We start from the raw sequence: 13,866 nt of genomic DNA on the forward strand, positions 1-13,866 counted from the left end.
TTCAACCGACCCCGACCCGCGACAGCTCCCGCAGGACCGTTCGGAGGACCTCGGGCGCGGCGGCGGCGACCGGTCCGGAGAGCCCGTCGCCGAGGACGAGGCTGTCCGCCTCCACGGCGATGACGACCAGTTCGGCGGGCACCCGGCCGAGCGCCTGGCCCAGCCGCACCGCCTCGGGGATACCGACCGCGTGCGAACTGGTCGCCGACGGGAGGCCGCACACCTCGTCGATCGTGGTGCGCCAGATCCGGCCCGGGGTCGCCGGTTCGCACCGGACCGCGTCGATGATGACCGCCAGATCGACACCGGCCCAGGTGTCGAGGAGCCCGGCGGGCTCCCCGTCACAGACCGTCACCAACACACCCGGCAGCGCCAGCTCCTCGAGGCGCGCCGCGACGACCGGGCCGATTGCGTCATCGCTGCGGAAGCGGTTGCCGATGCCGATCACCACCGCCCGCGGATCCGTCACACCTGAATCCGTTCCAGTTCGAGAAAATGTGCCGCACACGAGATGCACGGGTCGTAGTTGCGGATGGTGCGTTCGCACAACCGGATCAGGCTGTCGTCATCGAGGGCGAGATTGTCCTGCGTGACGCGACGCAGGTCGTCCTCGATGGCCGATTGGTTCTGTGAGGTGGGCGGGACGATGGTGGCCGAGCGGATGAGGCCGGCGTCGTCGAGTTCGTAGCGGTGGTAGAGCAGGCCGCGGGGCGCCTCGCTCACGCCGTGACCGATCCCGGCACGCGGCGCCACGGGGACCGCGGCGCGCGCCGGACGCTCATAGTCGGCGATCAGGCGCAGCGCCTCGTCGAGTGCATAGACCACCTCGACGGCACGGACCAGAATGCTGCGGAACGGATTTCGGCATTCGGGGCCGAGCCCGACGTCGACGGCGACCTGCTGGGCCAGCGGAGAGAGGTGGCGATAGTTCAGGGTGTAACGGGCCAGCGGCCCGGTCAGGTAACGCCGCCCGTCCAGACGAGCGTGCAGTGCAGTGGAATGCGGTACCTGATGTTCGACGACGTGGTCGGTGAACTCGTTGGGGGAGAAAGCCAGTCCGGTGGTGGAGTGCATGTCGCCGCACTCGATCGCGTAGCGGTCGGGGTGGGTCACGGCGAGCAGTTCGTGGTCGAGGTCCCCATCGGGGAAGTCGAACCGGGCGGCCCGGCGCGCGGTGTCGATGGTGAGGTCGCGCGCACGCCGCAGCGCCTCGGCGAGTGTCGCCAGCTCGGCCGGCTCGGGGGTCGAGTAGAAGCCGCCGACGCGGACGTTGATCGGGTGGATGGGACGGCCACCGATCAGTTCCAGTAGCGCGTTGCCGGCCTTCTTCACCGCCAGACCGTGCTCGACGAGCTCACGGTGGTCGGCAGCCAGCGCAACGGCATCGGGATAGCCGAGAAAGTCGGGCAGGTGCAGCAGATGGATGTGCAGGGTGTGGCTGGAGATCCATTCGCCGCAGTAGAGCAACCTGCGCAGTGCCGCGAGCGGCGGGTCGAGTTCGGCACCGCACAGTTGCTCGATCGCGTTGCATGCGCTGACCTGGTAGGCGACCGGACAGATGCCGCAGATCCGGGCGGTGATGTCCGGCGGCTCGGTAAAGGCCCGGCCGCGCAGGAACGCCTCGAAGAACCGGGGCGGTTCGTAGATGGCGAGCTCGGCGCGTTCGACGGTGCCGCCGGAGACCACCACCTTCAGCGCTCCTTCGCCTTCGACGCGGGCCAGCGAGCTGACCCGCAGTTGTCTACTGCGGTGGCTCATCGATGCTCCGTTCGGCGAATTCGGGTGCCGCCGCGGCGAACGTGGCGAATGCGCGGTCGACGGCTTCGGCCGGCATTCCGTTGATCCGCAGGATCGGTAGCAGCGCACCCACGTTGGGGGCCGTCATCGGGCCGAAGCAGCCGAAGCAGCCGCGGTTGTAGGTGGGGCACAGCGCACCGCAGCCGGCGTGGGTCACCGGCCCGAGGCAGGGGATGCCTTGGGACACCGTGATGCAGGTGGTGCCGCGGCGTTTGCATTCGGTGCAGACGCTGGTGTCGGGCAGGTCGGGCTTGCGTCCGGCCAGCAGTGCGGTCAGCGTGTCGAGCAGTTGGCGACGGTCGATCGGACAGCCGCGCAACTCGTAGTCCACCCGCACGTGCGCCGAGATCGGGGTGACGGTGTCCAGCGTCGAAATGTACTGCGGAGAGGCGTAGACGACCGACAGGTATTCGGTGACGTCGGCGAAGTTGCGCAGCGCCTGGATGCCGCCATGGGTGGCGCAGGCACCGATGACGACCAATGTGGTGGACTGCTCCCGGATCTCGAGGATGCGCCGCCGTTCGTCGGGCGTGCTGATCGAACCCTCTACCAGCGACACGTCGTAGGGCCCCGGGAGGACCGCGCTGGAGGCCTCCAGGAAGTGCGCGATGCGGACCTGGCCGGCCAGCGTCAGCAGTTCGTCCTCACAGTCCAGCAGGCTCAGTTGGCAACCGTCGCAGGAGGTGAACTTCCACACCGCCAAAGTCGGGGTGGCCATCACAGCTCCGGCACCGACAGCAGGGGCTGCGCCGTGGCGTAGTCGACGATGGGGCCGTCCCGGCACAGCAGCAGGGGGCCGAGCTGGCAGTGCCCGCAGCGGGCGACGCCGCACTGCATGTTGCGTTCCAACGAGATCCGAATGTCCTGAGCAGCAACTTTTTTGGCCAGCAGGGCACGCGCGCAGAACTGCATCATGGGTTCGGGTCCGCACAGGAAGGCGGAGGTGCGGCCCGGGTCGAGGTGCAGGCGGGCCAGCGGCTCGGTGACGAACCCGACCTGGCCGGTCCAGCTCGCCGCGGGCCGGTCGACCGTCTGGTGCAGTTCGAGTCCGGCTGCGGCCCAACGGTGCTGATCGCCGCGGAACAGCATGTCGGCCGGACTGCGGGCCCCGGTGATGAGCACGACGCGCCGGTAGCTGCCACGGGCGGCGAGGACGGCGAGGACCAGCGGCCGCAACGGCGCCAGCCCGACCCCGCCGGCGACGATCACCAGGTCGCGGCCGATGGCCGATTCCGGTTGCCAGCCGGTGCCGAACGGTCCGCGCACGCCGACCAGGCCACCGACGGGGGTGTCGTGCAGCGCACGGCTGACGGCCCCGACCGCGCGGATGGTGTGCTCGAGGAACCCGGCGCGGGCGGGGTCTCCGCTGACCGAGATCGCTATCTCGCCGATCCCGTGGCGGTAGAGCATCATGAACTGTCCGGCCCGAAACGGTTGGGCGGCTTGCCGGGTGGGTTCGAGAATCAGTGTCACCGTGTCGGAGGTCTGGGTGATCCGGTCGACGACCCGGTGGGCCAGCATGGTGTCCGCGTCGGTGGTCCGGCCGGCGGACAACTCGACGGTCACCGGTGACCTGCAGCGGGGGAGTGGGAGCTGTGGTACTCGGCGGACGTGCTGTACAGATCGAGCAGGCGCGCGCGGGTGGCGTGCAATCGGTCGAGCACGACACCGAGCAGCATCCGGGTCACGGCGTAGCCGACCTGCGGGTCGGCGTCGGCGAGCCGCATCAAGCTCGTCGCGTCGAACTCGACGGCGTCGACAGGTTCGGTGGTGCGGGCGCCGAACTGCCACCGGTACGGCGGCACCAGCCACGACCAGCCCAGCAGATCTCCGGGCCCCAGGGTCTGCATGGTGACCGTGCCCCGTCCGGGAACGCGGGTGTCGAGCGCGATCTGACCGCTGCGGATCAGCCAGCAGCGTTGGGCGGGCTGCCCTTCGGAGAACAGCCGCTGCCCACTCGGGTAGCTCACCCCCCGGCCGGAGCGGGCGAGCGCGTCGAGTGCGGCCGGGGCCAGCGACGCCATGATCGGGAATTTCGCAAGCTCACTGCTGGTCGTCATCGGTCGCTCCCTCCGCCAGCCGGGCCACCTCTTCGGTGATGTCGATTCCGGCGGGACACCAGGCGATGCAGCGTCCGCATCCCACACAGCCGGAGGAACCGAACTGGTCGTGCCACGTGCCGAGTTTGTGGCTGATCCAGTGCCGGTAGCGATGCGCCCCCGAGGTGCGCACGCTGCCACCGTGCAGATAGGAGAAGTCGAGCTCGAAGCACGACGCCCAGCGCTGCCAGCGTTCGGCGTGGTCACCGGTCAGGTCGGTCACGTCTTCGGTGCTGGTGCAGAAACAGGTCGGGCAGACCATGGTGCAGTTGGCGCACGTCAGGCAGCGGCTGGCGACCTCGTCCCACTGCGGCGACTCGCGGGAGTCGCGCAGCAGGGCGGGCAGGTCGACGTCGGGCATGACGCGGCCCATCCGGTCCGCGGCCGCGGATACCGCCCCGCGGGCCGCCTCGATCTGGGCCGGTGCGGCAGGTCGGTGCGGTACCCGGCTGAGCACCAGGGCGCCGGCGTCGCTGCCGACGTCGACGACGAAACGATGCCCATCCTCGTCGATGCTCTCGGTGAGCGCGAGATCGTACCCGGCGGCGACACCGGGTCCGGTCCCCATCGAGGTGCAGAAGCACACCCCGCCCGGTTCGGTGCAGTTGACCGCGACGACGAATACCGTCGCGAGCCGTCCGGTGAAGTCCGGGTCGGGGTGGCTGCCGCCGCCCAGGACGCGGTTGAGGGTGGCGATCGCCGCGAGGTCGCAGCCCCGCACCCCGAGGAACGCGGTCGGCGTCGGGGCATCGTCGTCGGTGGGGCAGGGCTGCTGCAGGTCGGCTCCGAGCCGGGCGATCCGGCGGTGCGGCGGGTGCAGGAACGTCTTCCAGGAGCCGGGCCCGGCGGAGTGCGCGAAGACGGCGTCGTCGTCGCGGCGGTGCAGTCGGTAGCTGCCCGGCTGGGTGCGGACGCCCCAGCCCGCGGGCAGCTGGGCACCGGAGCTCAGCTCGTCGAGGACGATGGCCTGGTCGCGCACCTGCGGCCCGATGACGCGATACCCGTTGTCGCGCAGGGCATCGACCAGTAGGTCGAGGCCGGTGCGGTCGATGATCACGCTGTCGCCAGGATTCATCGCGGGCCCTAACAGATTCTCGGTAGTTGTTCGCCGACGAGTGTGTCGACGATGCGGCGTGCGCCCATCAGGGTGGTCGCGGTGACTCGGCCTCGAGGGCCGTCGACGACGCGGCCGATGACGCGGGCGTGCGCACCGGCGGAGACGCCGCGCATGGCGGCCAGCACCGGGGCCGCGGCCTGCGGTGTGATCATCGCGACCAGGCATCCTTCGCTGGCCACGTGCAGCGGGTCCAGTCCGAGCAGATCGCAGGCCGACCGCACCTCCGTGGGCACCGGGATGTCGGACTCGATGAGATCGATGCCGACCCTCGAGGCCTGCGCGATCTCGTTCAGCGCGCTGGCCAGCCCACCGCGGGTGGGGTCGCGCAGCGCGTGCACGCCCTCACCGCCGGCGGCGACCATCGCGGTGACCAAGTCGTGCAGCGGTCTGCTGTCGGAGCGCAGGTCGGTGTCGAAGCCGAGATCGCCGCGGGCACACAGCACGGCGACTCCGTGCGCACCGATCGGACCCGACACGATGACCACGTCACCGGGGCGTGCCCGCCCCGCTGAGATGGCAGCTGAGGGCAGTCGGTGGCCGACTCCGGTGGTGGTCAGGTAGATGCCGTCGGCGGCGCCGTTGTCGACCACCTTGGTGTCGCCGGTGACGACCGGCACCCCGCACTCGGCCGCCGCCACGGCCACCGAGGCGGTGATGGCGCGAAGTTCCGCCAACTCCAGCCCTTCCTCGATGACGTAGGCCAGGGTCAGTGCGACGGGCCGGGCCCCGCGCATGGCGACGTCGTTGATGGTCCCGTGCACGGCCAGCGAGCCGATGTCGCCGCCGGGAAAGAACCGCGGGGTGACGACGAAACTGTCTGTGCTGACCACGATGTCGGTGCCGTCGACATCGACGATGGCGGCGTCTTCGAGGACACCGGCACCGCCGAGTTCGGCGACGATCACCTCGTCGATCATCTCGGTCATCAGCTGACCGCCGGAGCCGTGGCCGAGCCGGACCCGGCCGCGGTCCGGCTGCGGGACAGGGCAGGCGGCGTACGCCGGGTTGGGCGCGGTCACGAGATGCTCACCCGATGGGCCGGTCGGCCGGCCGCGTAGAACGCTGCGCAGGTGCCCTCGGCGGACACCATGGGCGCGCCGAGAGGAGTGCGGGGGGTGCAGTCGGTGGCGTAGGCGGCGCAGTCGGTGGGCAGCGCGGTCCCGCGCAGGATCTCGCCGGCGCGGCACGCGGTGTTCTCCGTCGGCGCGCCGGCCGGGACGGCGAAGCGCCTCGCGGCATCGAACCGCGCGAAGCGCGGCGCCAGCCGTAGACCGCTGTCGGGAATGGTGCCCACGCCCCGCCAGTGATGGCTGTCGATCTCGAACACCGTGCTGATCGCCTGTTGGGCCGCCTTGTTGCCGCCTCGTCGCACCGCGCGGACGTATTGGTTCTCCAACTCGGCGCGGCCCTCTTCCAGCTGGCGGACCACCATCAGGATGCCTTCGAGCAGGTCGAGCGGCTCGAAGCCGGTGACCACCATCGGTACCCGGTATTTCGCCACGAGGGGTTCGTACTCGGCCAAGCCCATCACCGCGCACACGTGGCCGGCGGCCAGGACGCCCTGCACCTGGTTGTCCGGCGCATCCAGAATCGCCGTGATCGCCGGCGGCACGCGGACGTGGCTGGCCAGCACGCTGAAGTTGGCCGCGCCGGCCTCGTGGGCGGCCAGCACCGCCATCGCGTTGGCGGGGGCGGTGGTCTCGAAGCCGACCGCGAAGAACACCACCTCGCGCTCGGGGTGGGCGCGGGCGATGGCCACCGCGTCGCGCGGCGAATACACCACACGCACGTCCCCGCCGCGGGCCTTGACTCCGAGAAGGTCGCCGCGGGAACCCGGAACGCGCAGCATGTCACCGTAACTGGTGAAGATGACACCGGGCCGGCCCGCGATCGCGACGGCCTGGTCGATCGTCTCGAGCGGGGTGACGCACACCGGGCAGCCGGGGCCGTGGATCATCCGCAGGCCGGCGGGCAGCACCTCGTCGATGCCCTGGCGAACCAGGGTGTGGGTCTGGCCGCCGCAGACCTCCATGATCGCCCACGGCCGGGTCGCGGCGGCGTGCACTTCGTCGAGCAGGCGGCGCGCGAGCGCGGGATCGCGGTACTCGTCCAGATACTTCACAGCGGCTCCACCGGGTCGGGACCGAGTTCGGCGGCCAGCGCGTCGGGGATCGCGCGGATCACCGCGAGGGTTCGGGCGGCCTCGTCTTCGTCGAGGCGGCTGATGGCGAATCCGACGTGGACGATGACGTAGTCGTCGACCGCGGCGTCGGGCACGAACGCCAGACACACCTCTCGGCGCACCCCGTCGAAGTCCACTGTGGCCATCGCGGCGGCGGCGTCCGTCATGGCGATGATCCGGCCGGGAATCCCTAGACACATGACTAGCCCCGCTTCCAGCGCGCAGCCGCGACGACGGCCTGGCCGTAGCTGATCCCGCCGTCGTTGACCGGGACATGCTGTCCGACAAAACCTTTGATGCCCGCGCTATCCAGACCGTCGAGCACCAGGGTGGTCAGCCTGGCATTCTGGAACACCCCGCCGCCCAGGCAGGCCACGTCCCTGCCCAGACACCGGGCGGCTTCGACAGCCATGCCCACCACGACGTCGGCGACCGTGTTCAGGAATCGTGCCGCGACCTCGCCGACCGGCGCGTCGCCGACGAGTTCGAGTGCCGCGACCAGGGTCGGTGTCGGGTCGTACACCAGCAGCCCGTCGCGGCGGTGCAGCCGCCACGGCAGGGCGGTGCGCCCGGGATGTCCCGCCGCAGCCGTTTCCAGCCGGACCGCGGCTTCGCCCTCGTAGGTGTTGTCGTCGCACACCCCCAGTAGCGCGGAGACGGCGTCGAAGAGGCGTCCTGCGCTCGACGCGCGCGGGCAGTTCAGGTCGGTCTCGACCATCGCGCGGACCACGGCGACCTCTCGGCTGGGCATCCGGCTCACCAGTGGCTCGGTCAGGTCCGCGGGGACGGCGCCGTAGCCGAACGACTCGGCGCCGTACAGGTAGCCCAGCGCCATCCGCACCGGTCGGCGCACCGCGGCGGACCCGCCGGGCATGGGGGCGGTGCCGAAGCGTCCGAAGCGGCGATAACCGGTGTAGTCGGCCAGCAGAATCTCCCCGCCCCAGAAGGTGCCGTCGTCGCCGAACCCCAGCCCGTCCAGCGCGATACCGACGAAGGCGTCCGTGACGCCGTGCTCGGCGGCGGTGGCCACGACGTGGGCGTGGTGGTGTTGCACCGGGATTCGGTGGGCGGCCGGCCATCTCTGCTTGGCGTACTGGGTGGACAGGTAGCCCGGGTGACAATCGTGAGCCACGACGCCGGGACGGGTGTCATGTTGGCGGCTCAACGCGGACACCGTGTTCTCGAAGGCCGAGAAGACGTCGGCATTCTCCAGGTCGCCGAGATGCGGGCCCAGCACCGCTGCCGCGTCGGTCGCCAAGGTGCACGTGTGTTTGAGTTGTGCGCCCACCGCCAGCACCGGTTCCGCGGCAGCGACCGGCAGCGGCAGCGCGTCCGGGGCGTAGCCGCGGGCGCGCCGGATCGTCGTGACCCTTCCTCGCTGGACGCGCAGCACCGAGTCGTCGTAACCCGACCGGATCGGTCGATCGTGGGTGAGCAGCCCGTCGATCAGCGGTGCGAGTACCGTCTGCGCCGTTTCGTCGTCGGTGACAGTCGTTGCGCCGCTGAGGTTTCCGCTCGTGACCACCAGCGGGCGACGCAGCTGGGCCAGCAGGAGATGCTGCAACGGGTTGGACGGAACGAACAGGCCGATCTCGGCGCACCCCGGGGCGATGTCCGCCGACACGGGGGCATCCGCGCGGCGGGGCACCAGTACGATCGGCGCCGCCGGTGAGGTGAGCAGTGTGTCGGCAAGAGCGTCGACGACGCCGACGGTGCGCGCGGCGGCGACGTCGGCCACCATCACCGCCAGCGGCTTGGTCGGGCGCGCCTTCACCTGCCGAAGTCGCGTCACCGTGTCGGCGTTCGTCGCGTCGCACACCAGGTGGTAGCCGCCGATGCCTTTCACCGCGACGATGCCGCCCGCGGCAATGCGGGTGCATGCGGCCTGCAACGCCGATTCGGCGGTCGCGCGGACGCAGCCGTCGCCCTGCCAGCTCAGCTGTGGGCCGCACCCGGGGCAGCAGGTCGGCTCGGCGTGGAAGCGCCGGTCCCCGGGGTCGTGATACTCCCGAGCACACCGAGCGCACATCGGGAAGCCCCGCATCGCCGTGCGGTCGCGGTCATAGGGCAGTGCGTCGATGACGGTGGCCCGCGGGCCGCACTGGGTGCAGTTGACGAACGGATAGCGATAGCGCCGGTCGGCCGGGTCGAACAATTCAGCCAGACAGGACGCACAGGTGGCCAGATCAGCGGGGACCCGCGGCGACGTTGTGGGCTCGGCGACGCTCGCCAGGATCGCGAAACCCTGTGTGGCCGCAGATCCGGCGGCGGCGACATCGGCGTGCACACGGTCGACGATGGCTGCGGCCGGCGCTCTGTCCCGCAGCCCGGTGAGAAACTCACCGACCGCGTCGCGCCGGCCGGTCACGCGGATGGCCACCGAGCCACCGACGTTGCGCACATCGCCGCTCAGTCCGAGTTCAGTGGCCAGCCGGTAGACGAACGGGCGATAGCCGACCCCCTGGACCACGCCGCCCACGGTGACGTCGACCTGGCAGTGGTCGACCAACACAGACAGCGGGGTCACCTGCTTCAGCGTGGCCGAGGACCTCCCGAGTCTCTAGGGGCTTAGGTCCCACGAAGTGACCGCGGCGACCTCAGCGCTGCCAGTCCTGCAGCACCCTGACGAACGCGTCGGGGTCAACGGAGAGTGCCCCGACGAACGGATGCTCGAGCGCGAAGATCAGATAGAGCACGAAGGCCAGCAAGGCCGCGGTCAGGCCCACCGCCAAGGCATGCACCACGACGTCGCGCGTCCCGAACAGGAAGGTGAACGCCATCACCACGCCACCACCCCCGACGAGCAACACCCACAGCTCGCCGGGAACCGCGGCCTCGCTGGTGGACACCCGCAGCTTGCGGTCGGCGCTCAGATCGTTGAGGCGCACGATCGCGTGGTCGAAAAAGGCGATCTCGTTTCGGGTCTCGGGTTCGACGGACAGGTAGGCCTCCCACACCGCGACCAGCTGTGTGGACTGCTCCTCGATGGCCTCGCCGCGGCGCATCCGCGGGAACTCGTCATCGATGACGTCTTGAGCGTAATCGGTCAGACTGCGCTGGACGATCACCCGCGATTCCGGGGGCAGCGCCTCCGAGTCGCGCAGCAGGTCGGAGATCGCTGCCGCTTCCATACCGCTGGCGTCCTCGGCGTCGCTGAACTGTTCCCACACCACGACCACCACGAAGGCCACCAACACCGCGTAGAGCACGCCGGCGAGTTGAAACACCGGCGCCGACATCTCGTTGGCGTTCTCCAGGCGGGTGTGCGACACCGCCCTGCGGAACACCACGAGCCCGCCGACCGAGACACCGACGACGACACTGACCCACAGGAAGCCGAGGACGAAGGGCGGAAACTGGAGTAGCCAGAGCACAGATCACCTCGCCTCGGTGCCCGCGTCCGCGGCGCAGTCCCGCAATTATGGCCGCGGCCACGCCCGCCACCCGCACAACACACCGAGGGACTTTCACCGAATCGCCGCCCTGCGGGGCGCGCCGAAGGTATGCAAAGACCATGGGATCTGCGCAGGCCGGGGGCCGCGTCGGGGCGCTGGCGATGGTGCTGGGAGTCGGGGCGGCGGTCCTCGCCGGAACCGGCGTCGCATGGGCGGACGGTGACACAGCCACAGCGGCGACCTCGGCGTCCGGATCCTCCTCCGGCACAAGCCGATCACGAGATGACGCGCCGCCACCCCGGACGCCGGGCAGGTCGGTCGACGACCCGGATGACACGGCCGAACCGGCCGACGGCGACCGCGACGGCGACCGTCGCGATTTCGGCCGGCGCGGCGGGCGGACCGGCGACCGGCCCACCGACGACGTCGACACCGACCCCGGCGTCGACACCGAACGTGCCGGCCGGGACGCGGGCACAGCGCCGACCGAAAGACGGGAACGGCGCGCCCTCGGCGCCACCCGGGATGGCGAGGCAGTCCCCGACGTAGACCCCGACGCGAGGTCGGTCACCCGGGTCGACCCGGCCGGAGCCGAGCCCGCCGGTTCCGCGCAGCCGGTCGACGCCGAGGTCGCCGAGGCGGTGGTCGCGAGTGTCCCGCAGCGCCGCCGCGCCGCCGTCACCACCACCACATTCGATGAGCCGACCATAAACCCCACGGTGCCGTCGTGGCGGCCCTGGCCGACCGCGTATGACCTGCGGTCGGCTGTCACCTATGTGGTCGACCTGGCCACCAGCTTCGTCGACGCGCTGCTGAGCCCGTTCGCCGCCGGCGCGCCCCGCCCGCCCGCGGATCCGTCAGGGTGGGCGCTGCTGGCCTGGCTGCGCCGGGAGTTCTTCAATTCCTCTCCCGAGCAAACCCAGAACCCCTTGCCGCACACCCAGAGTCGGACCGACGACGGAGGTGTGCGGATCACCGGCAATCTCGGGATGACCGACCCCGACGGTGACGCGTTGACCTACACGGTGATCGGGCGTCCGCACAACGGCGGCACCGTCAGCGTCGACGCCGGCGGCAACTTCGTCTACCGCCCGATGAATGCGCTGGCCGCGGTCGGCGGCACCGACACGTTCACCGTCGCCGTCAGCGACGAACACGACGGACTGCATGTCCACGGTCTGCTCGGACTGCTGACCTTCATCCCGGTCATCGGCAACCTGCTCAACCCGGGCGGCGGCCACGGCCGGACCGTCACCGTCACCGTCGATGTCGAACGGGTCGACGACATCGACCTGTCCCTGCCCGAGGGGTTCCGCTGGGGCGTGGCGCATTCGGGCTTCCAGGCCGAGGGCGGGCCGGGCTCGCCGGTGGACCCGCGTTCGGACTGGTACCGGTGGGTGCACGACCCCCTCAACCGGCTGCTCGGTCTGGTCCGGGGCGTTCCCGAGGACGGGCCGGGCGCCTACGTCTCCTATCAGAACGACGCGGCGCTCGCCCGCGACGAGCTGGGCATGAACACCTTCCGGATGAGTATCGAATGGAGCCGGATCTTCCCGGATTCCACTGCATCGGTGGACATCACCGACGAGGACGGGGTGCTGACGTTGGCGGACCTGGAAGCGCTCGACGCGCTGGCCGACCAGGACGAGGTCGCCCATTACCAGGCGGTCTTCGCAGCACTGCGCCGGCACGGACTGGACCCGTTCGTCACCGTCAACCACTTCACCCTGCCGGTGTGGGTGCACGACCCGATCGTCGCCCGGCCGCTGATCCAGCTGGGTCTGCCGGCGCCCGCGGCGGGCTGGCTGTCGTCATCCACCGCCGCGGAATTCGAGAAGTACGCCGCCTATGTGGCGTGGAAATACGGCGACCAGGTGGACAACTGGGCGACGCTGAACGAACCGTTTCCGCCCGTGCTGACCGAGTTCCTGGCGATTCCCTGGGTGGTGCCGAATTGGCCCCCGGGAGTCATCCGACCGGATCTGGCTTCCACCTTCTTGGTCAACCAGGCCGTCGGCCACGTCGCGGCCTACGACGCCATCCACACCTGGGATGTCACCGCCGCCGGCGACGGTCCTGCCGCGTTCGTCGGATTCACCCACAACATGATCCCGGCGCGACCCGCCAACCCGGTCAACCCACTGGACGTAGGGGCCGCCGACGCATGGAATCGCTACTACAACCGCTGGTTCCCCAACGCGGTCGTCGACGGCTGGGTCGACGCGAACTTCGACGGCGTCAAGACCGTCGACGAGGTTCACCCCGACATGGTCGGCAAGGTCGACTTCCTCGGCGTGCAGTACTACGGATCGCAACCGATGGTGGGCTTCGGCTTCTCGCCGCTGCCGGGTTTCCCGTTCCTGCGCGGGTTCCCGATCCGGTGCTCACCCGACGAGTCGACGTGCAGCGACTTCAACCAGCCGATCGACCCGGGCGGTTTCCGGGAGGTGCTGGAGGTTGCCGCGTCCTACGGAAAGCCGTTGTGGGTCACCGAGAACGGCATCGCCGACGACGAAGACGTCAAGCGGCCGCCCTACCTCGTCAACCACATCGCGGTCGTACAGGATCTGGTCGCCCACGGCGCCGACATCCGCGGCTACACGCACTGGTCGTTCGTGGACAATCTGGAGTGGTCGGAGGGCTACGGGCTGCAGTTCGGGCTCTACGGGTCCGATCCGGGCACCCCGGAGCTGGAACGCATTCCGAAGCCGGCGAGCATCGCGGCGCTGCGCGCCATCACCACCGCCAACGGCCTGCCCGTCCAACTGCTGCAGCACTACCTGCCGAGCTAGCCGCCGTCCGACATCTGGGCCAGCACCTCGTTCATGTCGACCTCGCGGACGGTCTCGGCCAGCGACCACTGATGGCCGAACGGGTCGCGCACCACGCCGTAGCGATCGCCCCAGAACTGGTCCTCGAGCGCGTTGACGACCGTGGCGCCGGCATCGAGCGCCCGCTGGAACCGTCCGTCGACATCGGGCCCGTGCAGGTGGATGGTCACCGACGCGCCACCCAGCGCCGTCGGGGTGCTGGCCTTGCCGTCGTTGAACTCGGGGAAATCGTCGTTGAGGAACACCATCGCGCCGTTGATCCGCATGCTGGCGTGGATCAGCTTGCCGTCCGGGCCGGGCATCCGCACCATCTCCTCGGCGCCGAACGCTCTGGTGTAGAAGTCCAGTGCCGCTGCCGCATCGTCGACCACGAGGTGCGGTACCAGCATGGGGGTGTTGTCGATCGCCATCATCTCTCCTCAGTGGTGGGCTGACATCCGGTACC

Annotated in this window: 13 protein-coding genes; 1 reads left to right on the forward strand and 12 read right to left on the reverse strand. The window is 70.1% G+C overall.

Annotated features, from left to right (window positions below):
* Window position 1: 1 nt before the first annotated feature.
* The 11 genes from G6N31_RS25485 to G6N31_RS25535 form a co-directional block, all read right to left on the reverse strand.
* A complete protein-coding gene (locus G6N31_RS25485) occupies window positions 2-469 on the reverse strand; it encodes a hydrogenase maturation protease (protein WP_163722383.1) in 468 nt (155 codons plus the stop codon).
* Window positions 466-1,758, reverse strand: a complete 1,293-nt coding sequence (locus G6N31_RS25490) for a Ni/Fe hydrogenase subunit alpha (RefSeq protein WP_098001701.1) — start codon at window positions 1,756-1,758, stop codon at window positions 466-468. Before G6N31_RS25490 ends, G6N31_RS25485 begins: the two co-directional genes overlap by 4 nt.
* Window positions 1,742-2,515: an NADH-quinone oxidoreductase subunit B family protein gene (locus G6N31_RS25495; RefSeq protein ID WP_098001699.1), complete on the reverse strand. Its 774-nt coding sequence runs from the start codon at window positions 2,513-2,515 to the stop codon at window positions 1,742-1,744. The genes G6N31_RS25490 and G6N31_RS25495 overlap by 17 nt, the downstream gene beginning before the upstream one ends.
* Complete coding sequence (locus G6N31_RS25500) at window positions 2,515-3,318, reverse strand: FAD/NAD(P)-binding protein (protein ID WP_098001837.1); 804 nt, start codon at window positions 3,316-3,318, stop codon at window positions 2,515-2,517. The genes G6N31_RS25495 and G6N31_RS25500 overlap by 1 nt, the downstream gene beginning before the upstream one ends.
* A 41-nt stretch (window positions 3,319-3,359) precedes the next feature.
* On the reverse strand, window positions 3,360-3,857 hold the full coding sequence (locus tag G6N31_RS25505; RefSeq protein WP_098001697.1) for a Crp/Fnr family transcriptional regulator: 498 nt from the start codon (window positions 3,855-3,857) through the stop codon (window positions 3,360-3,362).
* Window positions 3,841-4,971 (reverse strand): 4Fe-4S dicluster domain-containing protein, encoded by a 1,131-nt coding sequence (locus G6N31_RS25510; protein ID WP_098001695.1) that lies wholly within the window; start codon window positions 4,969-4,971, stop codon window positions 3,841-3,843. The genes G6N31_RS25505 and G6N31_RS25510 overlap by 17 nt, the downstream gene beginning before the upstream one ends.
* Window positions 4,972-4,979: 8 nt before the next feature.
* Window positions 4,980-6,032: a hydrogenase expression/formation protein HypE gene (hypE, locus tag G6N31_RS25515; protein WP_098001693.1), complete on the reverse strand. Its 1,053-nt coding sequence runs from the start codon at window positions 6,030-6,032 to the stop codon at window positions 4,980-4,982.
* Entirely contained in the window at window positions 6,029-7,135 is a 1,107-nt protein-coding gene (gene hypD, locus G6N31_RS25520) for a hydrogenase formation protein HypD (protein WP_098001691.1), read from the reverse strand. The genes hypE and hypD overlap by 4 nt, the downstream gene beginning before the upstream one ends.
* Window positions 7,132-7,362, reverse strand: a complete 231-nt coding sequence (locus G6N31_RS25525) for a HypC/HybG/HupF family hydrogenase formation chaperone (RefSeq protein WP_234815164.1) — start codon at window positions 7,360-7,362, stop codon at window positions 7,132-7,134. The genes hypD and G6N31_RS25525 overlap by 4 nt, the downstream gene beginning before the upstream one ends.
* 35 nt (window positions 7,363-7,397) lie before the next feature.
* Window positions 7,398-9,722: a carbamoyltransferase HypF gene (gene hypF, locus G6N31_RS25530; protein WP_197747151.1), complete on the reverse strand. Its 2,325-nt coding sequence runs from the start codon at window positions 9,720-9,722 to the stop codon at window positions 7,398-7,400.
* 70 nt (window positions 9,723-9,792) lie between these two features.
* The gene (locus tag G6N31_RS25535) at window positions 9,793-10,569 is read right to left on the reverse strand and encodes a bestrophin-like domain (RefSeq protein WP_098001687.1); all 777 of its coding nucleotides are present in this window, start codon (window positions 10,567-10,569) and stop codon (window positions 9,793-9,795) included.
* Between the two features lie 140 nt (window positions 10,570-10,709).
* Between G6N31_RS25535 and G6N31_RS25540 the strand changes: the two genes are divergently transcribed.
* On the forward strand, window positions 10,710-13,382 hold the full coding sequence (locus G6N31_RS25540) for a family 1 glycosylhydrolase (protein ID WP_098001685.1): 2,673 nt from the start codon (window positions 10,710-10,712) through the stop codon (window positions 13,380-13,382).
* Here the strand turns inward: G6N31_RS25540 and G6N31_RS25545 are convergent.
* A complete protein-coding gene (locus tag G6N31_RS25545) occupies window positions 13,379-13,831 on the reverse strand; it encodes a VOC family protein (RefSeq protein ID WP_098001835.1) in 453 nt (150 codons plus the stop codon). The two genes, G6N31_RS25540 and G6N31_RS25545, sit on opposite strands and share 4 nt — an antisense overlap.
* Between the last annotated feature and the right edge of the window lie 35 nt (window positions 13,832-13,866).

Origin of the sequence: Mycolicibacterium duvalii (genome assembly GCF_010726645.1) — a bacterium.
GTDB lineage: Bacteria > Actinomycetota > Actinomycetes > Mycobacteriales > Mycobacteriaceae > Mycobacterium > Mycobacterium duvalii.

Bases quoted from the DNA above. Each gene is read 5' to 3' on its own strand.
- G6N31_RS25495 (WP_098001699.1), bottom strand. From the start codon at position 2,515: ATGGCCACCCCGACTTTGGCGGTGTGGAAGTTCACCTCCTGCGACGGT.
- G6N31_RS25545 (WP_098001835.1), bottom strand. From the start codon at position 13,831: ATGGCGATCGACAACACCCCCATGCTGGTACCGCACCTCGTGGTCGAC.
- G6N31_RS25500 (WP_098001837.1), bottom strand. From the start codon at position 3,318: ATGCTGGCCCACCGGGTCGTCGACCGGATCACCCAGACCTCCGACACG.
- G6N31_RS25540 (WP_098001685.1), top strand. From the start codon at position 10,710: ATGGGATCTGCGCAGGCCGGGGGCCGCGTCGGGGCGCTGGCGATGGTG.
- G6N31_RS25490 (WP_098001701.1), bottom strand. From the start codon at position 1,758: ATGAGCCACCGCAGTAGACAACTGCGGGTCAGCTCGCTGGCCCGCGTC.
- G6N31_RS25505 (WP_098001697.1), bottom strand. From the start codon at position 3,857: ATGACGACCAGCAGTGAGCTTGCGAAATTCCCGATCATGGCGTCGCTG.
- G6N31_RS25525 (WP_234815164.1), bottom strand. From the start codon at position 7,362: ATGACGGACGCCGCCGCCGCGATGGCCACAGTGGACTTCGACGGGGTG.
- G6N31_RS25510 (WP_098001695.1), bottom strand. From the start codon at position 4,971: ATGAATCCTGGCGACAGCGTGATCATCGACCGCACCGGCCTCGACCTA.